Genomic DNA, 22,413 nt, shown 5'->3' on the forward strand with positions numbered 1-22,413 from the left:
TATACTTTAAGCATGACTATTTTTTAGCTAGAATTTTGAGATAAGCGCCATTAGATCTCGTCGCTTTGATCCCAAAATTCCTGAATTAAAGTAAATAGCTCACGCTCTTCAAAGCGAGTATGAGCTATTAATTGTTTCCCAAATTCCTGTAGTGCCTCTAAAGAGAGATTCTTTTGTTGTAAGAATTCGCGTAGCACTTTGTGATCTTGTAAAAACTGTTCCCCAACAGCGTCATTACCAATTTTTTTAATAATCTCTAAAAGATCACGCTCTTCTTCTAAGAAGTGTGCTAGTAAAAATGTCCGATACTCATCAACGGCAGCATTCCCTGCTTCAAGGTCTTTAGCCTTGGCTAACGTACTCCCTAGCTTTAGCGCAAGATGATGTTCCCGGGAAAATTCTATTAATCTAGGATCTCTCTTCATAGTCACTAACTTCAAAATTTAGGTACCTATTTACAATATTCGAAAAAGTAACAATGCTCAATAATACAAAAGCAGTAAACTAACTACTACTTTAGTAGTAGTTACTCTCTAGAATCATTTAAAATCACTTACTATTCATATAGTTATACTTATGATAAGATTTTAAATTCAAGTGTAATATTTTTATCTTTAATGTAAAAAAATGTAGGAAACCAAATACCACATCAAAAACTAGAGATATAGGCTATTAAATGGCCATTACAAGATATTTCATAGTAGATACATTATCTTTACTTCTTATATTTAGGCGCATACTTTAAGTGGTTCCTAATATCGCTTTAAAGCATTTTAGTTTGTATCAATTTATTGTTTGATTACCGAATATAACCACTACGTTTATAGGCATGGAGTACCATATTAAGATTCATACGATTAATTCCTTTAAAATCTTTTAAAAGTTCCCCCACCAAATTCCATAAGGCATGATTATCATTATGTACCACATGCCAAAATACTTGAGATTTACCACTTGTACCAAAAAGGCATCGTGTAAAGACAGATTCTTGTAAAACATCAATCACAGATTGCATTTCACTAGGCGCAACCTCTAATCCTACAATTGCCTCTGTGGCATAACCTATTAATATGGGTTCAATATCGAGCTTGTAGCTTAAAATGCGCTCTTCTACTAATTGATCGATCATCCCTTTTACTGTCGGTGCACTTAAATTAAGCGCAGCTGATAACTCAGTAATCTTTGAGCGACCATCTTGTAATAAGAGTTCAATAAGGCGAGTTTCATCTTTTGAGAGTTGTTTCTCTTGATGATAAGAACGGTTACTCGCTTGCTTAAAATGCCTTAATACTGCGTTATTATCATAAGTTTGAACGCCTTCAATTGCGGGGATAATTTTAAAAGTATATTCCAGCATCTCCTCTCGATTATCAAAGTGAAATTCTGCAAAAAGATCATAAGCCCCTGTAAGACTTAAGGTTAATTTGCAACAAGCCATATTTTTAAGGCTTATTGCTACTTGCTCTACCATGCCTAATTTACATTTAATCCAAACATGGTGAACGCCTCCTTTTTTTAAAATTAAAGGATCTGTCTCCCCTAAGACTCGAAAGATTTTCTCATCTAATAACTTTTGCATTCTACGAGCAACGGTACGCTCGGTTACATCGACTTTTTCAGAGACTTCTCGCCAAGTTGCTTGTGGCTGTTTTTTTAAAACCTCAATACATTTATAGTCAACTTCATCAAGTTTAATTGTCATTAATGTCTTTTTCCTAAAAAAATATCTTGTATTATGTCTTTTATATGATAATTTGTGTGGAAATACGATAATAAAAAACAGGAGTATGGATATGATAGCAACAAATTCCTCAAAAACTGAGCCTATAAAATATAAAAAGATCCTCGCCGGTAGCGTTGGGAACTTAATTGAGTGGTTCGACTGGACCATATACGCTGCATTTGCGATCTTTTTTAGTAGTCAGTTTTTTCCACCAGGTAATGACACTGCAGCGCTTTTAGCTACTTTTGCGGTATTTGCTGTTGGCTTTTTTATGCGTCCTGTCGGGGGCTGGTTAATTGGTCTTTTCTCAGATCGTTTTGGACGCCGTAATGCCTTAGCTTTAACTATTATCATGATGGCAGTTGGTTCTTTACTAATTGGGATTACCCCCACTTATGAAAGTATTGGGCTTTTAGCACCGCTACTTTTAGTCCTTGCACGTTTAATTCAAGGATTATCATTAGGGGGAGAATATGCTTCTGCAACTACCTATCTCACAGAGATCGCGCCCGATAAACAGCGCGGTTTTTATTCAAGTTTCTTATTTATGAGCGCCGCTCTTGGAATCTTAATGGCCTCAGGTCTTGGATGGATCTTAACAACAACTCTATCTAAAACCGATATGAATGCATGGGGTTGGAGAATTCCTTTTATCATTGGGGCTATTGGTGGCGTTGTAGGTATTTGGATTCGTCAAAGCATTGCTAAAGAAGATGATACCAATGTAGAGAAAAAAGAGGTCGTCAAACAACCTTTAAGATCGCTCATTCGTGATTATCCTATTGAGACACTTCGTATTATCGGTTTTTCAACACTCTCAACTTATGCTTTTTACGTATTTATGGCGTACTTACCTACCTATGCTATTCGTCATGGGGGCGCTGATCCTAAAATTGCTTTTGGTGCTAATACCGTTGCGATTATCTTTTATATGTTTATGCAGCCGCTTTTTGGTTATCTCTCCGATAAGATTGGTCGTAAACCGCAGTTAATTACCTTTGCTTTAGGAAACCTTCTTTTCTTCTACTTTGTAATGCAGTTTGTCAATGATTCTTTTGTCACGCTTTTACTCATTGAGATGTTCGGTTTAACGCTCTATGCGATGTATTCCTCTATTGCACCAGCCATTATGGCAGAGCAGTTCCCAAGTAATATTAGAGCGGTAGGAATTGGTACACCATATAACTTAATGGTTGCAATTTTAGGCGGCACAACGCCCTATCTTCTCACTTGGTTACAGAGTATTCATATGGAATCCATTTTTTACTTCATCGTATTACTCGCGGCATTTATCTCTCTAATCACCTTTGTGAAAATGCCAGAAACTGCTGGAAGCAAGCTCAAGTAAAATCTTATAGGAAAAAAATAATGACTTATAAAACTCCTCTTCACTATCTAAGTGCACAGGAATTAGCAGAAAAAATTCAACAACGTGAAATCACCTCGAAAGCTGTGACGGAACATTTTTTAAATAGAATCTGTAAATACAATCCCGAATTTTCAGCCTATACAACGGTTTTTAAAGAGCGGGCTTTAGCGCTTGCCGAAAATGCAGATCGCCTTTTAGCAGCGGGAATTATTCTTAGCCCATTTCATGGGGTTCCTATTTCTGTGAAAGAGCACTTTCAATGGAAAGGCTCTACCGCCCATTATGGCTCTAAAGCTCGGTTAGATTGTATTAGTCAAACTAATAGTCGTGTTGTTGATCGCTTAATAGCACTAGGTATGCCTATTTTAGGCAAAACAGCCATGACAGAATTTGCTTTTGGCTTAGCTGGGCAAAATCCTACAATGGGAACAGCTCATAACCCTTGGTCGTTAGAAACGCTAAAATCTCCAGGGGGTTCGTCTGCGGGTGCAGGTGTTGCCTTAGCCCTTGGTCTTTGTCCTATTGCCTTAGGCGGAGATACAGGTGGCTCTGTGCGTGCACCTGCAGCCCACACTTATAATGTTGGTTTTAAACCAAGTAGCGGTATGATTTCTCGCGCTAATGCAATGCCTTTATCGCCCACACTAGATGTCGTTGGCGTGGTTTCAAGAACGGTGCAAGATTCTGCAATAATGACAGAGCTCTTAACCTTTCCTGATCTAGAAGATTCATTAACCTTATCTGAAATTGGTTTAACAGCGCAGACAAACTTTATGCAAAAGGAAGATAAACCCAATCTTCCTAAGCTCTATGTGCTCTCGGAAGCAACTTGGCCAATGCCAGTAAATACTGATTATAAAGCGTACTGGTTAAAAACACTTAAGCAACTTGAGTCAACGGGCTATGAACTCATTGAATGGGCGCCTCATGATAGTGAATTCTTTAAATCTCTTGGGGATTATAACTCTGTGATTTTAGCCTATGAAGCTTACCAGATCTTTGGGGAGCTTGCTGAGGATCCAAATGCCGAGCTTTGGCTCACGGTACGTAATCGTATCTTAAATGGTAAAACCATTACTAAAGACTCCTATCATGCAGCGCTTGATTATCGTGAAGAGTGCCAAAGCCTGTTTCAAGCACAATTTCCCAATAATGGTGTTTTATTAATGCCGGCAATGGATCAAGCCGCACAAGAACTTGATTTTGACGATATTATTCACACAGGACTTGGAGCTTTCTTAAGACCTGCTAACTTTATTGATTGCCCAGCAATTACACTACCTTCTGGTTTAGATAGTGATTTTATGCCGCTTTCAATTCAGCTTCTCGCTCACAGGGCTCAAGATAGAGCCTTGTTAGCCATGGCTACAAAAATTGAGAGCACACTTGGCAATACTAGAGAGACGCCTGATATTGCTTAAAATATTTTCAATGAGTTAATACATCCCATTTTAGCCTATACATGAAATCATGTATCGTACTGTTTGCGCAGCTATTACAAGCTGCGCTTTTTTTTATCTTCTTTTATCAATGCATTTTTATTGCGGCTCTTGGATTTCAACCTTTCTCTCAATACCTAGAACTTCTAAAAGCCCTGCACTCACGATATCTGTAATATCGCTTTGGTTAATATTAAAAAGATACCTCGCTTGTCCATTTTCTTTATTAATAACGTAACTTGAGTTCCCACTAGAATCTTCCGGAAATAAGATAAAGAAATATGCCTCATTTTCATATACTTTCCCTCCTCTTACTTTACGCGATTTATCAGAATATTTTAAAACCCCAAAGTCTGCTTTAGCATAGCTTCTTTCTAAAGACCCAATATCGATAATTCCACTTGCATCAATAATCTTTCTGTCTGTCGAATATCCTCTAAAGAGTCCTTGTAATGAGCCATCAATTTCAACAGACTTTATCTGAATTTTATTAGTGTCAAAATCAACCTTAAATGTACTCAGTAAATTACCTTGCGCTAAATATTGATGATTAGCTTTAAGGGAAAAAAGATAGATTGGCTCTACTGTTTTGTCCGAAATTTTTTTAATATCATAAATAATACCATCATACGTTTCTGTAGCCATCGCATAAATTGCAGTATCATCTTCAAAGAAATCTAAAATGAGAGAAGGCCTATTAAATTGTCTCTCTTTTTCATTTGGACAATCAAAATCAATATAGTAATTATCCGGAAGAATACATTCTACGGGTATAAGATGTATCTTCCCCTCTACCCAATGAGGTAGTTGTTTTAAACTTCCATTTTCAATATGAAATAAAGATCCATTAGCATCAAAAAAAGCAGAGTCTGTAAAGTTTTTCAAGGGTAATTGAATATTTTTTAAATATCGAATTCCTAATACATTATAACTACCAGAAGGCTCCACCACGAGATCTTGGCTCTGAACAAACCGATGATATTTTGTAAGATCTTCAAGACAATTATCAATAAAATATGAATCATTGTAATTTAAGCATTGATCATGATCTTTAGGATATTTATTGTGATCATAATAAGTTGTTATTAAAATCGCATATTGTTGATCTGCATATAATGCACTATTAGAAGCGGTATTGGTGATAAGGCGAAAACTATTTTTATCTAACTCAATTGGAATTTTTTGATCAAAATAGTAAAAATTGTTTTGATCAAAGTGCCATTTTAGTCCCTGAAATTCTGATGATTGATGAGCAAAAGTTTGAGGATCAGCTCCCTTAACAAGATTGGTCTCAAAATAAACATGTTGTTGATCTTTACTATAGTTTTCAGGAAGTAGCTCAAAGGAGTGCGGATCTGCTAATAAAATCGCGACTCCCTGATAATAAACCTGATCATCATCTTTTGAATAAAGATCATTCATTACCCGAAAACTTTGGGGGGAAGCCCCTTGAATCTCTCTACCTTTATAATAAATCTTTTCTCCTACAATCGCATAGCCTTTCCCAAGCGTAGTAAAATTAGACGCATCACTAACCCTAAAATAATGAATTTTTTGCACCTGGCAGCTTTGATAAAAGCCACATGATTGATAGTAAGTATTGCTATTAACAAGATATATACTGCCCTTAATTTTTTGATACTCATCTTTAATACTGCCTGCTATAGGGGCCGCACATTTCGTGGTTTTAACATTTATAAACTCACCATTAATATTCTCATACCAGAGGCAAGTTGCCGATTCATGGTCATTAATATCAGCATCACATCCATAAAATATAAAGCTCAGAAAACAGAGAATGAGTCCTTTTTTAATCAGCATATAAGCCTTGAGAATCGTATTGATATAAAATGCATCCTATTACCCTAATACTTGTCATAACACCTTATAATCTATAATATCAATTAACGATATTATCTGAATAATAATTATCACTTCACTCAAGTGATCCTCCGCTTATTCCTCTTTTGACGGATAAAAATTCTTCACAAAATAAAAGCACTATCGTTTTACAATAGTGCTTTTTAAAAAAGGAATTTTTAGGGTTTATTTCATCAATATTCCTCTCTAACAAGGATAAGCTTGCTAAAGCTTTAACTTTTAAAATTATATCCTTCTAAAGAATTTATGCTTTTTCAGATACTGCCGTAAAACGCTCGCGAATAAAGTCTTGATTCTTAATTTCATCAATAAGTGCTTTACTATAATCTGCGTAGCTAATATAACTCTCACCTGCTTTATTGGTGAAAAAGTGATCTTTTCCTAAACGATACTGACCAGTTGCAGCGCCTGTATCATCAAAAAATGCCGCAGGACTAAAGTAAGTCCATTGAATATTACTTGCGGCTAATAGATCAAAGGCTTTCCCCATATTACTCGCCGTTGGTTTATAAGCTTCCGGAAAATCGGGAGTATCTACTAAGCGCGTTGTTTTAGCATCATCAACATATAAGCTTCCTGCACCGCCGACGACAATTAGACGCGTTTTAGGGAGTTGTTGAAATAGGTCAATTAAATGTTGAGTGCTCGTAATATGATCTGTTTCAGAGCCTTGCGGCGCTTTATAAGCATTGATAACAACATCAAATTCCTTAAGATCTTCAACAGTTAAATCAAAAATTGATTTTTCAATCACCTTTACCGATCTATTGGCTAAATTTTCAGGATGTCGAACAATTGCGGTGACTCGATAGTCCTGTTTTAATGCTTCTGCGGTTAATAATGTTCCAACTTTTCCTGCAGCTCCAATAATTGCAATTTGCATATCTCTATTCTCCTTTATTGTTAATAACAATCAATAATGACTCATTTATTTGCTTTAATACTTCTACATGTTAACTATTTAATAATCGATGACACTATGATATATATAATTTATTCTTTATGTAAGTAAGCACCTAAATGTAAGGTAAGTACCTTTAAGCAACTATTGAGATTTTATCGAATGAAAGACCAAAATATAATTTGCCCTGTTGCATTAACCCTCTCATTAATCGAAGGAAAATGGAAGACTTTAATTTTACGAGATCTATTAGAAGGAAAAAAACGTTTTGGTGAGCTACAACGCTCAGTAGAAGGGATTAGCCAAAAAGTCCTCACCACTCAGCTTCGAGCATTAGAGGCAAATGGCATTGTTGAACGCATTGCTTATGCCGAGATTCCACCACGAGTTGAGTATCAACTCTCTCCTCAAGGTCAAAGCTTACATGCCATTATTGATGCGATGCGAATTTGGGGGGAAAACTATCAAATGCTTGATAAATAGCGTTTTAGTCCCATTAATAAGCAATAGTATTCGTATTTAAGATTAGTGAACAATGGTTCTAAAGGTGAGATTGACTCTTGGCGTTTTAATTCGCGCCATTGGCGGTAATCGATGAAGCCAATGCGTTTGTGTTTCATCTTTCATCACTAATAAGCTGCCGTGGGGTAAAATCGTTTCAACCACAGCCCCGCTTTGCTTATGCTTAAAGAGAAAACGCCGCTCGGCACCTAAACTTAGTGAAGCAATTGCACCATTTGGTTTTAAATCAACTTCCCCATCACTATGCCAAGCCATTCCTTCATTGCCATCATGGTAAAGATTTAAGAGGCAAGAATTAAATATCTCCCCAGTATAAGATTCAACGAGGGCTTTTAAAGCTAGCAAAGAGGCAGTCCACGGTAAGGCTTGTTTTGTGATTTTGGAATAAGTATATGAAAAAGCCTGATCACCATACCAAGCAACTTGACGCTTAGTGGTGATATGTCTTCCGAAAATCATCGCTTCATCATGTTGCCAAGCGATAGATTCGAGAAGGTCCTCATAATAGCGGTCAGCATCTAATGGCGTTAAAATCTCGCCATAAAACTGTACAGTGCCATCATAAGGGAGTAAGTTAATACTTGAATCTGCTTCCTGTTTAAAAAGTGGCATTAGCATTTTTCCTTGAAACTCTGTCTAATAATCTTTTCTGGCATTATTGTCTCATGGTTTTTTGTTTGTATCTCCTTTTGCGCACCTTCCCAGCCAATGATGGCATTTTTACGAGTTAATCCCCACATATACCCTCCAAGATGACCTGATGTTTGAATTACCCTGTGACAAGGAATAATAAATGCAATGGGGTTTTTCCCAATGGCTGACCCAACTGCGCGCGATGCTTTTTCATTTCCAATCTCTTTAGCGATCGAATGATAAGTTGTTAGACTTCCTGAGGGGATTTTCAAAAGGCTTTCCCAAACTTTTAACTGAAAATCCGTCCCTTTAAGATGAAGCTTAATCTTGGATAAATTCTTATTTTCAGGATCAAAAATCTGTAAGGCCTGGCTTTGCATCTGTGTTACTTGCTCTTTGTATGTTGCCTTAGGAAATTGCTGCTTTAGATACTCAAGTGCCGGCACTTTCTCTGTAATAAATGCCATATGACAAATCCCCTTATCGGTGGAAGCAATTAATAACGCGCCAAACAGCGTTTCCACAAATTGGTAATAGATCGTAAGATTTTGTCCACCCTGACGGAACTCAGATGGAGTCATGCCCTCAATACTGACAAAGAGATCATGCAAACGACTGGTGCTTGATAAGCCTGTGGCAAATGTTGCGTCAAATATATCATGGGACTTATCACTCTTTAAGAGCGATTTTGCATATTCTAAGCTGATATATTGTAAGAATTTCTTAGGACTCACCCCTGCCCAATTAGTAAAAAGTCTTTGAAAATGAGCTGGGCTTAAATGGACATGGGAAGCCACCTCCGAAAGCGAGGGCTGTGCTTTAAAATTATCTTGAATATATTCAATTGCTTTAGCAATACGGGCATAATTTTGCTGATCTCTCATATCTTACTCTTATCTGTAGGATTTTATCGCGTTGTTTACAGTATTAGGAGAAAATACTGTTATGAATATCCATCGAAAAACAAAATTAACGCCGTTTCATCGAGAAGAGATTTGGCGATTACATCATCAAGAAAAATTTACCGTAACCTATCTAGCTGAGCGTTTTATGGTAAGCAGACCTACGATCTATAAAGTACTAAAACAAGGTAGATTGAACTTGTTTGTGCCATTAGCTAGTAAAAATGAACGTTATAGAACAATTAAGTATGGCATTAAACGTCTTGCAAAGATTGAAAAATCTATTGAAGAGAAACTTAAAAAGAGGGCTAAACGTTATAACAAAAACTATCCTGGCGAGATGGTCCATGTGGATACTAAACGGCTCCCTCTTTTAAAAGGAGATCTTAAAAATCGCACTAGAGAGTATTTATTTGTAGGAATTGATGATTTTTCAAGAGAACTTTATGCCGGTATTTATCCTGATAAATCACAGTTTAGTGCTGCTGAATTTCTTCGATGGGATCTGTTAGAACAGTGTCCCTATACTGTAGAATGCACCTATTCGGATAATGGTCGTGAGTATAAAGGTACATCAGAACATGCCTTTGTCGAAATGTGTCTAACACATAAGATTAATCAAAAGTTTACAAAGCCAGCTTGCCCTCAAACGAATGGAAAAGCAGAAAGAGTCATTCGAACACTCATGGAAATGTGGCATAATCAGGAAGAGTTTATCAGTTCAGATGATCGGAAAAAGAAGCTAAAACGATTTTTGAACTATTACAACACAGTAAAACCTCATAAGGGTATTAATGGTTTAACGCCTTATGAAGTTTTAGAAAATTATTTTAACACTGAAGTGTAAACAACCCGCCGATTTCTAACATCTTATCAATGATCTCAATAGTTTGAGGAAGTTAATGATTATCGTAACAGAGATATCTAGGCAAAAAAATCTGATTCTTGCGTAAAACTAAGAGAGATTGATTAGAAGAAAGCGGTTATTCAATTCTCTTAAACTAGATCAGCTCTTAGTTTTCACGCTGAAATTAGATTAGAGCAGATTAAAATCTATTATTGCCCTAAATAACGGTTAACACTATCTGGCTGATCCGTATTAATGATATCGACACCAAGCGCCCAAAGCTGTTGCCAAGCATTTTCTGTATCTGGTGTTCCCCAAAAGCGAAAGGGTTTATTCATTTGATGAGCGGTTTCTACAACCTGTTTAATTCTCTCTTGATCTTCCAAAGGAATCTCCCCTTCACCATTCCATGAAGAGTAAGGTTTAAATGCTAAACTAATCATACTCACTTTATCCCACGCAGCGCTATTTTCAACGGGTTCTAAAGATTGATAATCCATCATAATATAACTTGGTAAACTAAGATAATCTTCTAAAGGTGTTCGATTGCCGGAGATCACAAATTTCACCCCGCTTTTGTTTATTGTCTCTTCATAAGCTTGTAATATCGGAAGTAGTAACGCTAAAGACTGCGCAGCATCTGATTTCATATCCACTAAAAAATGCAGATTATTAGTAGAGCCAAGATTAAGATCAACAGCTTCTTTTAAAGGCTTTAAATATAGAGACTCCATCGTTCTCTTAGAGTCGATGATATCATCACCGTGGGAGATATAAAGGGCATTATTATCAATCACTAAATCTACTTCGATCGATTTGGCATTACTGCCGTAAGCGTACCAAAAAGGGATGGCTTGTTTGTAATCATTATGGGAGTGAATCATCGGTGATGCTAAGATTGGCGTGGCATTGCCAACACCATTAAGCGCTAATAAACCACATAAAATTAAAGTAAGCTTTTTCATATAGAACCTTCAAATTTGTATCAATGTGAATAAATGAACAACGTGTGAAAGAAATATACAAAGAAAGTATTACAAATAAATGACACACTAAAGAAAACATCTTCTAGTAGCGATTATGAATCTGATCATACTTAAAAGAAAATCATATTAGGATAGGGATCTTTGAAAGATGATTTCAGCCGGGTTTGCAAATTACCACAATGGACCTCTAATTGATGCCCATCGGGATCTAAAAAATAGATCGATTCTCCCTCACTCTTATTCTCCTTCCACTCTAAAATGCCGGCAGTTTTTAGCTTTTGGTGAAAGAGAGGAAAATTTGCTTCTGCTATAGAAAATGCATAATGCGTATAATCTTTTTCCTGCCGCACATTATCTAAAGATAAACAGAGCCATAAGTCACCTAAAGAGAGATAAGCGCCATGATCCCAAATAGCTTCTGGTTTGAAGCCTAAAAAATCACGGTAAAATTTAAAGCTAATTTCTACATTACTCACCGCAAGAGTGAGGTGATTAAATCCTTGTAACATCAATCCCCCTTTAGATCTGTGTCTATAAATATGATAGGAGCGTAGACACCGAGTTAAGATAGAAACCAACAGACTGAGGGATATCAGATTCTTTTTTAAATTTTCCACTACCGACTAATAATGAAAATAATCCTAACCTCTTTGCACCTTCAATGTCCGTAAGAAGATCATCTCCAATAATCATGACCTCCTCTTGAGTTAACCCCATAGAAATACAAGCTTGTTTGAAAATCATTTCCGAAGGTTTTCCTGTTACTAAAGCCTCTTTACCTGTAATTTTCTCAAAAGCTTGTATGTAGATCCCGCTATCAATATGCCATTTTTGTCCTCTCATGAAATAGAGGTTTTTATGAAAAGAGATTAAGTCGGCACCTGCTAAAAGATATTGCAAAATTTGATCTAATAAATCTTGTGTAAATCCAGACTCTAAATCTCCAATCACGACATAATCAGGAGAGATATCATCCATCTTTAATTGGGAAAAGGCGGGCTTTATGCTCTCAGGTATTGCAAAAAAGCCATATTCTGCTGATCTCTCTTTTGATAGATAAGTCAGCGCCGTTGTAACAGAAGTCAGGATCTCATGGGTCTCCACATTTAATCCTAAATCCATTAGCCAAGTCTTTAAAGCTTCGGGCAATTTTCCGGTCATATTGGTTAAAAATCGAAGTTGATAGCCTCTTTCACGAAGTTTTGAAATGACTTCTAAAGCCCCAGAAATGAGTCTTCCATCATTTGTTAAAGTTCCTTCAATATCAAAGATAAGACCTTTTTTCTGGTTTAATAATGACTTAAATTCAACTTGAGTTAACATCCCGCCCTCTCCCTTAGTTTTTATAAGAATTCATCACACAATTGTTGCAAAGCTTCGATAAACTTTGCCACATGAAAACCATCACATACCGCATGATGAACCTGTATCGCTAGTGGTAATATCGTTTTTCCTGATTGTGTTTGATATTTTCCCATTGTGATAATCGGTTTAAAGTGATCTTGAACCTTTGGAAAGTTTAAGGTAAATCCTGTAAAACTGGTCCATGGTAGGCAGGAAATATCAAAGTATGTCCAAAGAGCTGAAAAAGTCTCACTTTCAGGATGAAAAATTGTATAGGATGGGTGAACAATATCCCACTTTACTAAAGTTTCATCTTGCATACTCATTTTAAGAGCCGGCGATTGATTCACTGCACTTGTGATCAGATAGATCATGGCAGGATAAAACTTATAATGCTTTTGTTTAAATATGCTTAAAGCATGGGTTACATCTATATTGACCGTCACGCTAAAACTGCATTCTATTGCTCTAAAGGCGTGGAAATGCTCACGGCGGTTCCAATTATTAATATCAATTATTGTTTTACTCATTAAATATCCCTTTTAAAATTTAGAAAAAATTATTTTAAAAGGGATGAATCCACTGCTTTTTGTACAAACATGGTGCCTCCTCTCTATTACAATTTATCAAACGTTACTTCAATACTATTAATACTCTATAAAGTTTACAGCGATCTTATTGATTTGGAATTACTGCTTGCGCTTCAATCTCAATCAGCCACTCTGGCAATGCTAATCCTGTGACAACAACCCATGATGATGCCGGTGATTGCTCCCCAAAAAAAGTGCGAAGTTCTTCAGCAATCTCGTTTTGAGCCTCTTGAGTATTTGCACTCTCTTTGATGTAAATTCTTAACATCGCCACATGCGCCTTACAGGAACCCGCAGCTTGTAATACTTTTTCAATATTTTCAAGACAAACACGGGTTTGATTCCCCATTCCCGTTGCAATTGTATTTTGGTCTTTATCTGTGGCAACTTGCCCTGATAAAAAGAGCTGTTTAGCGCCATCTGTCAATACTGCTTGGCTGAAACCATATTGCAAGCTGTTAAATACGGATTTTGGATTAATTAAAGTATGCATCTATAAAACCTCTTTTGTGCTTCTATGAATAGGACGATAATCTTATCTATAAAGCACATCTTTATAAAGCGATTAACGCTCAAAAGTGTTTAATAGCAATCGTGGCGCGTTAATAACACAGTAATTGAGAGGAAAATTTAGCAGATCTGCAATCGGTAAATTTAACTAAAAAAATAGATAATCTATTTTTGCTTTGTATAAGCTAATACAAACTGTGCGCCGCCTTTACCATTTTCAAAATCTCCACTTAAAAGATATAAATCAATTTGATATTGCTCATGTGCAAATTTTGCATAGGAATAAAATACCGGCATTCCTTGTCAACCTGCGGAAAAGGTAATACTTCTTTACCCTCAATAGGTTCACCATATAGTTTTGTTAATTCAGCTTTAAGCTTAAAATAATCCACTTCCAGTGCGACATATTTTTCAATGACATTATCTGTTGTCATTTGCACAATAGCATTTTTAGTAATTTCAGAGATATTGCCATCTTTATCTACCGTTAAGCGAACGACATCAAAGATCTCGTCATTGATCTCTTGCTGATGAATGACGGTAGATTTAGAGGGTTGTGGATACTCTTTAAATGTTCCTTTTTTTGCATCAAATGGGCAGTCTATCTGATAACCTTCAACAATAGGTGCATTAGATTCACAGGCATAAGAAAATAGAGATGCCGAGGCTAAAAGAAGAGAAAGGGCGATTTTTTTCATATAAATACTCGGCTCCAGTGATCGATATTAGGTAATAATTAATCATTATCAATGATTTATCCTATCCGATATTAAGATCTTTTCAACTCGCTTATCTCTTTTCACGTTTCTTTCTTGTAAAGTAGGTTTGATAAATCTATTATTCCCAGCTATCTATCGCTAAAAAGTAAAGAAAATCACGATAATGAGACAAAATGAGATAATTATTATTGGTGCCGGTATTGTCGGCGTAATGCTTGCCTTACAGTTAGCAACAAAGTCTAATGCTAAAATTACACTCATTGATAAAAATAGCGCCGGAAATGGTGTCACAAAACACTCTTTTGCGTGGTTAAATGTCTCTTATGGACGACCTGATAATTATCAAAAGCTAAGAGCGCAAGCGCTAAATGCCTGGCATGAGTTAGATAAAGCAACAAATCATGATTTAAATATTCAGTGGACAGGTGCCATTAGCTGGCAAGAGAGCGATGAGGCGACTTTAGCATTTATCCAATCGCATCAGGCACAAAAATTTAAGATCGAAGCGCTCTCTCAAGAAGCTATTTTACTTAAAGAACCGCTATTAAACTCTTCTCCAAAAATTAGTGCTTTTGCCGTAGATGAAGGCGCTATTGATCCGATTGCGGTCACCAACCAATTACTACAAGCAGCGATTAAAAAAGGCATCAATTATCTGCCCCATCAAGAAGTCACTGCACTATTACAAGATGATACAGGAAAAGTGATAGGAATTTCGACAGCAAACACGCAATATTTAGCAGATCAAGTGATTTTAACCGCCGGGGTCGATAATAAAATGCTATTAAACGCGCTTAATATTGACCTACCGATCACCATTTCACCTGCCATTATTATTCGATTAAAACATGAAGTATTTCCAAGCTTAACAAAGCACATTATTTCTAATCCTCAAATGGAAATTCGCGCTATAGATGATCAGCATCTTTTAGTTGCGGAGGATTATATTGATGATGCGCCAGAAAATAGCCCTGAGATCATTGCTAAAAATGCCTTAAAGGCGATCGAAAGAGCGCTATCACCGTTAGCACCAGTGCTAAGTATTGATAAAGTTGCCGTAGGTTTACGCCCTATGCCACGCGATGAGATGCCGATAGTTGGATTTTTAGATTCTCATCAATCTCTCTACCTTATCTCCATGCATGCCGCTGTTACGCTATCGCCCTTAATCAGCCAATTAGCGGCAACGGAAATTATTGAAAAAAGAACAGAGGATGCATTAATCCCTTACCGCCTCTCTAGATTTAAAATAACTCAGCAATAGCATCGTGAAATAGGTTTGAGATGCGCCTTTGATTTAAATTGTGGGCTCGAAATAGGCCATTTTATAGTGAAATCAGTTTAAATGAGGCTGATTCAGATTACCGGCATCCATTATGAAAAGCACAAGAACCGTTCCATCCGGCCTGCAAACTAATTGAATATACTCTGTATCCTTAATACTATTTAAAATAGTGTTTCTTAAACCAAGTCGACTATAAAAAACAGAAAGCATCCCTATAAATCATAGAGATGCGCTTCTTATTTAACTCATCAGCCCTTTTTAAGGGCTGCACTGACTAATCTACTTTAAATTAATCATTTCCTGCCTAAAACTATTTGTGATCTCTTCTATAGAGTTCCCACTCTTCAATGACCTTGCCATCAGAAAAATGACAGTAACCCGTTTGATCCTTAAAGGTTAATTCTCCACCAATACTTTCACAATAAACACTCGCAGGATTTGCCATATCTAATTTTGATGATTGATGGGCATTACAGGCAAAAAGCAGAGGACTTAGAGATAAAATAAATAGTAAACGCATAAAAACTCCTTTTGCAATAAAAAAGCTGTTATTAATCAGTATACTAAATCCTTCCCCCAATAACTCATAATATTTACTATGGCGTTAAATCAACACTTTCTATAATCGAATATAATTCATTCGTCGTTAGTAAAATATCTTGCTGCCACTTTTCCCATAAGATTCGTTCACCTGTAAGATATTCCTCTTTTGCCAGCATCATGATAGCGCTTGCCCTAGAAGAAAGTCTTGGTATGACATAATCAGCAGCCTCTTTTTTCGAGATAAAATCATGTATTTCACAAGTTCTCACCATCCTTGCTAAGGTTAGCAAGACATTTCGAGTATCTACCAATCGTTGTTCTATTAAAGTTGGAGCAAGTTTTTTAATAGCTTTAATAATATTTTTAAGGGGTATTTTCGGAGTATCCTTCATATAATCAATCCCTTGAAGTAACTGTGCCTCTTCTGCTATTTGAGCTAATAACAAAGTCATCTCAAAATCTTGAAAAGGCTGTGATATTTCTCCTTTTAAAAATTCCTCACGCAACCATTCTCCATAAATAAAATCACAAGTAACTGGCGAGGTTTGCTCAAAAACTGCATCTAATGTAAAGATAATAATTTCTAAAGCTCTTTTTCCTTCTAGATTACCCATCTCTCCTGATAATGATAAAAATGCTGTAATCAGAGATTTTCTAGTCTGATCATCTAATGTATTTTTAACAATAACGAAAAGATCAATATCACTATTAGGAGCTAAACCACTTGTTACCGCTGAGCCATGTATATAGCTTGCTTGTATATTATTTCCTAATAATACTTGTAAGCGGGCAAGCAGATGTTGAACTTTTGGAGAATTTATTAAATCATTTAACATCAAAGATCCCTATTAAAACTTTATGCTGTCACAGCATGGAACATCCAAAGATTAGGTTCAATATAATCTCCGCGGTTCTTTGCCACATCTATTTTAAGGGGCACTAAACCTGACGTAATTGCATATTTACCACTTTGGGGGAATTTTAAGCCTGTCCAACTTTCCCACTCATCTATTGTTCCGGTGATTGTCATAGATGCCGGCGCAATTTTGACAAATTTAGCACCTAATCGCCAATGAGTTCTAATCCAAGGATCAAAGGGCTCTCCGCGCTCATTTTTCCAAGTAATATAATCTCGAAAATATTGAATAGGGTAAAGGTGCTTCATTGTTGGTCTTACAGGAACCACAATGCCGAGATACTTTTTATTTTTTGCATAAGATTTTAAATGACTAATTAACAGCTGAGGGATCTTATACCCTCGATACTCTGTAATCACCGTGACTGATAAAGCTGAAATAAGATTACATGGTAAGTTATTTTGATCACTATCCATTGCTAAAGTAAACATCTCATCCCAACCGTGATCAGGGAGATCTTGTAAGCCATCATCCCACGGTAATGCCACAGAATTAATCAATCCAACAACACGCTCGTCATCACCTTCGCCGGTAATTGCAACAAACTGATACTCTGCAAAGGGAGGTTGATATAGGCGTTCCCAATAACTATCATCCACGGATGCTTGCATCATGAACTTTGGCCAATGTTGCATAATCATCTCATCAATTGCCGGCAATAAATCAATGCGCTCAACAAAACTGACAATCTTAATGGGGTCTTTCATAGTCGTGGGTCTATTTGGGGATCGTAAAATGATACTAGCATGAATTTTTATAGAGTTTAAGGGGAACACTTAATGATTTTTTATAAAAAATGCTGCTTTATCGTTTGTAAAAATGGGCTATTTGAATCTCTTTCTTATTTTTAAATTCACTTTCACTCATTAGATATTTGCGTCATCCATGTTATTAAATCTAATTTTCAATCTCTTATAGCTTCTCTTAAAGTTAAAACTTCAATAAAAAAAAACCATCAATTATCTATCCCCCTTAAATTATCTATCCATGAGATCATCTTGAGATATTAGGCTTTTATGATAATGGAGCTTTATTAGAGAGCTTGATTGATTTATAAGCCCTAATCCACTTATCCCATAACTTTTAGAGTAAGAATTAATGCCCCTTTCTATCTTTATTCTTATCATTATCGCCGCGCTAATTCACGCCGCCTGGAATAGCTTAATTAAAGGTAGCAGCGATAAATTCATGCTTACCGCAACCTTATCGGCGATGACAGCTGGATTAACATTGCTGTTACTCCCCTTTGTTAACTTTCCAAACCGAGAGAGTCTGCCTTATTTTTTAATCTCTGTTGCGATGCAGATTATCTACTATATGCTTTTAGCCCAAACCTATAAAATTACAGATATAGGGCTCAGCTATCCCATTATGCGGGGCTCAGCGCCACTACTTGTGGCGCTTTTTTCAAGCGTCATCTGGGGAGAAAAGATCCTTCCTTTAAGCTGGCTTGGTATCTTACTAATTGTTACCGGCATTTTATGGTTGGGTTATCATAGCTTAAAATCGGCAACGGCCTTTGGCGTTTTATTATCCCTTTTTAATGCTGGTATTATTGCGACATATACCATTATTGATGGGATTGGTGTTAGAGCATCTGGTGATGCTATTGGTTACTCTATTTGGCTCTTTTTCTCTTCTACACTTCTCATTGCCCTCTTTGCACTACTGCAATATCGCCCTCAATTTATCCCTTTCTTTCTACAAAATTGGCAAAAAGGCCTCATTGCTGCCATCGGCTCATCTTTAAGTTACGGTATTATTCTCTGGTCTATGCAGTATGCGCCAATCTATCTTGTTTCAGCACTTCGAGAAACCTCTATTTTATTTGTGATTATAATTGCCATCTTTATTTTAAAGGAGAAAACAAATACCACTAGAATTTACTCTGCATGCTTAATCTTAAGCGGTGCAATTGTCTTACGTTTAGTGACTTAATAAAACCTATTAGACCTTTACTAACGAGGAAGATAAGGAGGCGCAATCGGATTTTGCGGCGCAGGTTTTAAACAAAGCGCTAACATTAAGGCCACAATAGCGATCGCTACCACCAATAAAAAGCTGTCGATATAAGCATGAACAAGGGCTTCTTTTTCTATTAAAGGAAATATTTGCACCTGATCCTCTAACAATACAGCGCTATCAATATTTTCTGCAAAAAGCGCTATAGCCTTCTCTTTTTGCTGGCGGAGCCAAAATAACATGATGGTTGAGGAAAAAATAGGTGCACAAATTCTCGCAAGAGGAATATAAGCTCCTAAGATTACACCATGAGCGGGATTTAAATTAGTAACAAAAGCAGCGATTAATCCTAGCAAAAACACACTTTCACCGAGAGCTTGCACTATCAATAGCAGTAAAAATTCTGTCACTCGCCACTCTTGAGTAAGCTGTAAACCATAAGTACCGGCAATCATAATGAGTAATGCTCCCAAAATAATCATATATCTAGCTTCAATTTTTTTCGCTAAATAAATAACAAACGGCATACTCATTAAGTAAGTGATAAAAATAATCATCGTAGCATCTTTACTCTGTAATGCTTTAAAGCCTGCCATCTGTTCTAAAAAGGAGGGAATTAAAAAAGTAGAGGGCGTCATTAATATCCCAAATAAACACGCAATAATCAGACAAAACAGTATATTTTGATTTTTAAAAGCAATTAATGCCCCAAAGCTTTCTCGATAAAAAAAGATCCGAATCATCAATATGAGAAATAATCCGCCACCTGTTAAAAGGTTAATCACGACAACTTTAGAATCTTGCCATCCAAAGCGCTCTCCCCCTTCAAAACCAATAAAAATTAACACTAAACTTGTTGTAAAAAGAATCATTCCTAACCAATCTGCCTCTTTTAAAGCCGTAAACTCAATGGGTGTCAGAGGAATGCTCTTCCAAAAGAGCCAAGCTATAAGAGGAGATATCACCGCACTTATCCAGTAAATCCACTGCCAATACCCCTCTTCTATTAAAAAACCACTAATCCCCATACCACTATCCATCCCAATGGAGACCCTCAAACTATAAGCCGCCATAATCATTAACCATATATTAGGTTTTGCATGACGAAGGGCTAAGGAGATCGTTAAAGGAAGATAAACACCGATGCAAAATCCTAAGATGCTATGCAAGAGTAATAAAAGACTATAATCTCTAGAAACAAAAGGGATTAAGAAGGTTACAATCCCCAATAGAAGCGTGGGATATAAAAGTGTTCGATTAAATCCTATCACTGTGGCGACCCACGGTGCTAATGTCATAGAGATTAATTGGGCGCTATTAAGCGCGGTTACTAAAGCGGCAGATTCCCTATTATCTAAAAAAAATTGACCTCGAAGATCCGCAATAGCGGCAGAGATTAATCGTGTTTCTGTTGTTGCTAATATTGCCGCTAAAAAAATAGCAATAATAATCCCTAAAGAGTTGGTTTTATAAGCCCTTTGACATAATCCTATGCGAAAAATGGTATGAAAAGTTGTCTTGAATTGTTTCATCTTATCTCCATAGAAAATAGTTTAAGGAGCTAAATATTGCGTATCAACCTTCACTCTCACGCTCATCCCCGCTCGTAACTGTAAATATTGAGGATGATTTTTATCAAGGGAGATTTTGACAGGAATGCGCTGAACAATTTTAGTAAAATTCCCCGCTGTATTAATAATCGGTAATTGTGAGGCTTTCGCTCCGCTCATAGGAGAGATTTCCTCAATAGTTCCGGTAAATTTATTGCCAGGAAGAGCATCTACTAATATTTCAACAAGTTGTTGACGATGGATATTTGCAAATTGTGTCTCTTTAAAATTGGCCACAATATATAACGCATTACTCGGGATCATTGTCACTATAGGCGTATTAATCTTTATAATCTCTCCCTCTTTGGCAATTATTTTTCCTAAATATCCTGAAAATGGCGCTTTAATAACCGTATCTGCTAACTGATCTTGAGCAATTTCTACGGCCGTAAATGCAGACTTTTTCTCTGCTTCTCGAATCAGTTTTTGTCCATGTAATAGCTCTAAAGCGCGTGTTTCAAGCAAAAACAGAGCCTCGGCAATAGCATAAGATTTTACTGCTAAATTAAACTCTGCCTTCGTATCTTCAAATTTTTCTTGGGAAAGAGCGCCTTTTCCTACCAGACTCTTTTGTCTTTGGAAATGCTTCTCTTGCTGATCAACTCTAATTTTTGCCATTTCAATATTTGCCTGAGCCTGCGCTACAACGGCTTCTTGCTGGGCAATTTCTAAGGTTAAATTCTTTAAAATGGCCGCTTCTTTTTGATAGGTTGCTTGTGCTTTTTCTAGCTGTAATAAATATTCCCGATCATCTATTTTTGCGATCACATCCCCCTTTTCTACCATTTGATAATCACGGACAGACAATGTCACTAAATGCCCTGAAACTTTGCTACTTAATGGCGTAATATCCGCATCAATATAAGCATTTTCTGTCGTTTGAATACCCTTATTGCTCACCCAAAAGTCCCATCTATAGGTGGCATAAATCGCAACTATCCCAATCATGACAATAATGGGTAAAAAGATTCTATTCATAAAGTCCTCTCTTAAAATCATTAATCTAACAGTGTTAGATTGAATCTTTATGCTACACTAACACTGTTAGATAAAGCAATATTATTTCAGGAGCATTTATGGAGATCACACGGGAAGCCGTTATCAATACAGCATTAGAACTGCTTAATAATGAAGGGATTGAAGGGCTATCTATGCGAAAATTAGCCAAAGCACTCGATATTCAAGCTCCCTCTTTATATTGGTATTTTGCAAATAAACAAGCCTTGATTGATGGTTTAGCAGATGCCATGGTTGAAGATGTTGCGATCCAAATTGCACCAAACTTAACTTGGCAAGCGCAGATTGAAAAAATTGCCAGTGAGTTACGTAAAGCCTTAATTATCCATAGAGATGGAGCGCGGGTATTTGCAGGTACTTATATTGTCTCAGACAATGTTTTAAGAACAAATGAAGCACTAATGAGTGCCTTATTAAAAGCAGGTATTGAGCTCAATTTAGCCGTTCATTATAGTTTTAATATCTTATATTTCATTTTAGGGCTTGTGATGGAAGAGCAAGGTTTAAGTCCTGAAAATGGGGTTAACCTCTCTTCTCGCAAAGCAGATTTTATTCATTTAACACAAAATAAATATCCTATTAACTGGCAAGCAAGAGACATGATTTTTACAGAGAGCTTTGAAGATCGCTTTAAACTTGGGCTTGATTTATTGATTGCCGGCATTGAAAAAAAACATAAAACAAGCTAGTAATAAGACACTATTATGAATCAT

24 protein-coding genes are annotated in these 22,413 nt (G+C 36.5%); 7 read left to right on the forward strand and 17 right to left on the reverse strand.

Annotation, left to right across the window (positions count from 1 at the left end; all coding sequences use genetic code 11):
• Nucleotides 1–50: 50 nt before the first annotated feature.
• Both MMG00_RS04670 and MMG00_RS04675 read right to left on the reverse strand, forming a co-directional pair.
• A complete protein-coding gene (locus MMG00_RS04670) occupies nucleotides 51–425 on the reverse strand; it encodes a hemerythrin HHE cation-binding protein (RefSeq protein WP_242152088.1) in 375 nt (124 codons plus the stop codon).
• Nucleotides 426–799: 374 nt separating this feature from the next.
• Nucleotides 800–1,702, reverse strand: coding sequence for an Lrp/AsnC family transcriptional regulator (locus MMG00_RS04675; RefSeq protein WP_242152092.1), 903 nt, complete (start codon nucleotides 1,700–1,702; stop codon nucleotides 800–802).
• 91 nt (nucleotides 1,703–1,793) lie between these two features.
• Here MMG00_RS04675 and MMG00_RS04680 point away from each other — a divergent pair, with 91 nt between their 5' ends.
• Both MMG00_RS04680 and MMG00_RS04685 read left to right on the forward strand, forming a co-directional pair.
• Nucleotides 1,794–3,071 (forward strand): MFS transporter, encoded by a 1,278-nt coding sequence (locus MMG00_RS04680; protein WP_270049358.1) that lies wholly within the window; start codon nucleotides 1,794–1,796, stop codon nucleotides 3,069–3,071.
• A 20-nt stretch (nucleotides 3,072–3,091) separates the two neighbouring features.
• Nucleotides 3,092–4,513, forward strand: coding sequence for an amidase (locus tag MMG00_RS04685; protein WP_242152098.1), 1,422 nt, complete (start codon nucleotides 3,092–3,094; stop codon nucleotides 4,511–4,513).
• Between the two features lie 117 nt (nucleotides 4,514–4,630).
• Here the strand turns inward: MMG00_RS04685 and MMG00_RS04690 are convergent, their stop codons facing one another.
• Together MMG00_RS04690 and MMG00_RS04695 are read right to left on the reverse strand one after the other, a co-directional pair.
• Nucleotides 4,631–6,352 carry a DKNYY domain-containing protein gene (locus MMG00_RS04690; protein WP_242152100.1) on the reverse strand — a complete coding sequence of 574 codons (1,722 nt, stop codon included), beginning with the start codon at nucleotides 6,350–6,352 and terminating at the stop codon, nucleotides 4,631–4,633.
• Nucleotides 6,353–6,656: 304 nt separating this feature from the next.
• A complete protein-coding gene (locus MMG00_RS04695; protein WP_242152103.1) occupies nucleotides 6,657–7,295 on the reverse strand; it encodes an NAD(P)-dependent oxidoreductase in 639 nt (212 codons plus the stop codon).
• A gap of 180 nt (nucleotides 7,296–7,475) precedes the next feature.
• Here MMG00_RS04695 and MMG00_RS04700 point away from each other — a divergent pair, with 180 nt between their 5' ends.
• A complete protein-coding gene (locus MMG00_RS04700; RefSeq protein ID WP_242152107.1) occupies nucleotides 7,476–7,796 on the forward strand; it encodes a winged helix-turn-helix transcriptional regulator in 321 nt (106 codons plus the stop codon).
• Between the two features lie 42 nt (nucleotides 7,797–7,838).
• Here MMG00_RS04700 and MMG00_RS04705 read toward each other — a convergent pair whose 3' ends face one another.
• Together MMG00_RS04705 and MMG00_RS04710 are read right to left on the reverse strand one after the other, a co-directional pair.
• Nucleotides 7,839–8,447: an alpha-ketoglutarate-dependent dioxygenase AlkB family protein gene (locus MMG00_RS04705; RefSeq protein WP_242152111.1), complete on the reverse strand. Its 609-nt coding sequence runs from the start codon at nucleotides 8,445–8,447 to the stop codon at nucleotides 7,839–7,841.
• Nucleotides 8,447–9,352 carry a methylated-DNA--[protein]-cysteine S-methyltransferase gene (locus tag MMG00_RS04710; RefSeq protein ID WP_242152113.1) on the reverse strand — a complete coding sequence of 302 codons (906 nt, stop codon included), beginning with the start codon at nucleotides 9,350–9,352 and terminating at the stop codon, nucleotides 8,447–8,449. The genes MMG00_RS04705 and MMG00_RS04710 overlap by 1 nt, the downstream gene beginning before the upstream one ends.
• Nucleotides 9,353–9,413: 61 nt before the next feature.
• Here MMG00_RS04710 and MMG00_RS04715 point away from each other — a divergent pair, with 61 nt between their 5' ends.
• A complete protein-coding gene (locus tag MMG00_RS04715; RefSeq protein WP_242153261.1) occupies nucleotides 9,414–10,217 on the forward strand; it encodes an integrase core domain-containing protein in 804 nt (267 codons plus the stop codon).
• 209 nt (nucleotides 10,218–10,426) lie between these two features.
• On the opposite strand, the gene MMG00_RS04720 is transcribed toward MMG00_RS04715, so the two are convergent.
• The 6 genes from MMG00_RS04720 to MMG00_RS04745 form a co-directional block, all read right to left on the reverse strand.
• A complete protein-coding gene (locus tag MMG00_RS04720; protein ID WP_242152116.1) occupies nucleotides 10,427–11,182 on the reverse strand; it encodes a PI-PLC domain-containing protein in 756 nt (251 codons plus the stop codon).
• 131 nt (nucleotides 11,183–11,313) lie between these two features.
• Nucleotides 11,314–11,712 (reverse strand): fosfomycin resistance glutathione transferase, encoded by a 399-nt coding sequence (gene fos / locus MMG00_RS04725; RefSeq protein ID WP_242152117.1) that lies wholly within the window; start codon nucleotides 11,710–11,712, stop codon nucleotides 11,314–11,316.
• A 22-nt stretch (nucleotides 11,713–11,734) separates the two neighbouring features.
• Nucleotides 11,735–12,526: an HAD-IIA family hydrolase gene (locus tag MMG00_RS04730; protein ID WP_242152120.1), complete on the reverse strand. Its 792-nt coding sequence runs from the start codon at nucleotides 12,524–12,526 to the stop codon at nucleotides 11,735–11,737.
• A gap of 20 nt (nucleotides 12,527–12,546) precedes the next feature.
• Entirely contained in the window at nucleotides 12,547–13,077 is a 531-nt protein-coding gene (locus MMG00_RS04735) for a chloramphenicol acetyltransferase (RefSeq protein ID WP_242152123.1), read from the reverse strand.
• 145 nt (nucleotides 13,078–13,222) lie between these two features.
• Nucleotides 13,223–13,630 (reverse strand): RidA family protein, encoded by a 408-nt coding sequence (locus MMG00_RS04740; RefSeq protein WP_242152125.1) that lies wholly within the window; start codon nucleotides 13,628–13,630, stop codon nucleotides 13,223–13,225.
• A 247-nt stretch (nucleotides 13,631–13,877) separates the two neighbouring features.
• Nucleotides 13,878–14,345, reverse strand: a complete 468-nt coding sequence (locus MMG00_RS04745) for a hypothetical protein (protein ID WP_242152128.1) — start codon at nucleotides 14,343–14,345, stop codon at nucleotides 13,878–13,880.
• A gap of 184 nt (nucleotides 14,346–14,529) precedes the next feature.
• On the opposite strand from MMG00_RS04745, the gene MMG00_RS04750 reads away from it, so the two are divergent.
• Complete coding sequence (locus tag MMG00_RS04750; RefSeq protein ID WP_242152131.1) at nucleotides 14,530–15,630, forward strand: NAD(P)/FAD-dependent oxidoreductase; 1,101 nt, start codon at nucleotides 14,530–14,532, stop codon at nucleotides 15,628–15,630.
• Nucleotides 15,631–15,961: 331 nt separating this feature from the next.
• On the opposite strand, the gene MMG00_RS04755 is transcribed toward MMG00_RS04750, so the two are convergent.
• The 3 genes from MMG00_RS04755 to MMG00_RS04765 all read right to left on the reverse strand — a co-directional run bounded on the left by MMG00_RS04755 (nucleotide 15,962) and on the right by MMG00_RS04765 (nucleotide 17,818).
• Entirely contained in the window at nucleotides 15,962–16,171 is a 210-nt protein-coding gene (locus MMG00_RS04755; protein WP_242152134.1) for a putative hemolysin, read from the reverse strand.
• Nucleotides 16,172–16,247: 76 nt separating this feature from the next.
• A complete protein-coding gene (locus MMG00_RS04760) occupies nucleotides 16,248–17,030 on the reverse strand; it encodes an aminoglycoside adenylyltransferase domain-containing protein (RefSeq protein WP_242152138.1) in 783 nt (260 codons plus the stop codon).
• Between the two features lie 20 nt (nucleotides 17,031–17,050).
• Complete coding sequence (locus tag MMG00_RS04765; protein ID WP_242152141.1) at nucleotides 17,051–17,818, reverse strand: transferase; 768 nt, start codon at nucleotides 17,816–17,818, stop codon at nucleotides 17,051–17,053.
• A gap of 391 nt (nucleotides 17,819–18,209) precedes the next feature.
• Between MMG00_RS04765 and MMG00_RS04770 the strand changes: the two genes are divergently transcribed.
• Complete coding sequence (locus tag MMG00_RS04770; protein WP_242152144.1) at nucleotides 18,210–19,049, forward strand: DMT family transporter; 840 nt, start codon at nucleotides 18,210–18,212, stop codon at nucleotides 19,047–19,049.
• Nucleotides 19,050–19,069: 20 nt separating this feature from the next.
• Here the strand turns inward: MMG00_RS04770 and MMG00_RS04775 are convergent, their stop codons facing one another.
• Both MMG00_RS04775 and MMG00_RS04780 read right to left on the reverse strand, forming a co-directional pair.
• Nucleotides 19,070–20,605, reverse strand: a complete 1,536-nt coding sequence (locus MMG00_RS04775; RefSeq protein WP_242152147.1) for an MFS transporter — start codon at nucleotides 20,603–20,605, stop codon at nucleotides 19,070–19,072.
• 21 nt (nucleotides 20,606–20,626) lie between these two features.
• Nucleotides 20,627–21,661 carry an HlyD family secretion protein gene (locus MMG00_RS04780; protein WP_242152150.1) on the reverse strand — a complete coding sequence of 345 codons (1,035 nt, stop codon included), beginning with the start codon at nucleotides 21,659–21,661 and terminating at the stop codon, nucleotides 20,627–20,629.
• A 98-nt stretch (nucleotides 21,662–21,759) separates the two neighbouring features.
• Here MMG00_RS04780 and MMG00_RS04785 point away from each other — a divergent pair, with 98 nt between their 5' ends.
• Nucleotides 21,760–22,389 carry a TetR/AcrR family transcriptional regulator C-terminal domain-containing protein gene (locus MMG00_RS04785; protein ID WP_242152152.1) on the forward strand — a complete coding sequence of 210 codons (630 nt, stop codon included), beginning with the start codon at nucleotides 21,760–21,762 and terminating at the stop codon, nucleotides 22,387–22,389.
• The last annotated feature ends 24 nt before the right edge of the window (nucleotides 22,390–22,413 follow it).

This window comes from Ignatzschineria rhizosphaerae (assembly GCF_022655595.1).
Classification (GTDB): Bacteria; Pseudomonadota; Gammaproteobacteria; order Cardiobacteriales; family Wohlfahrtiimonadaceae; genus Ignatzschineria; species Ignatzschineria rhizosphaerae.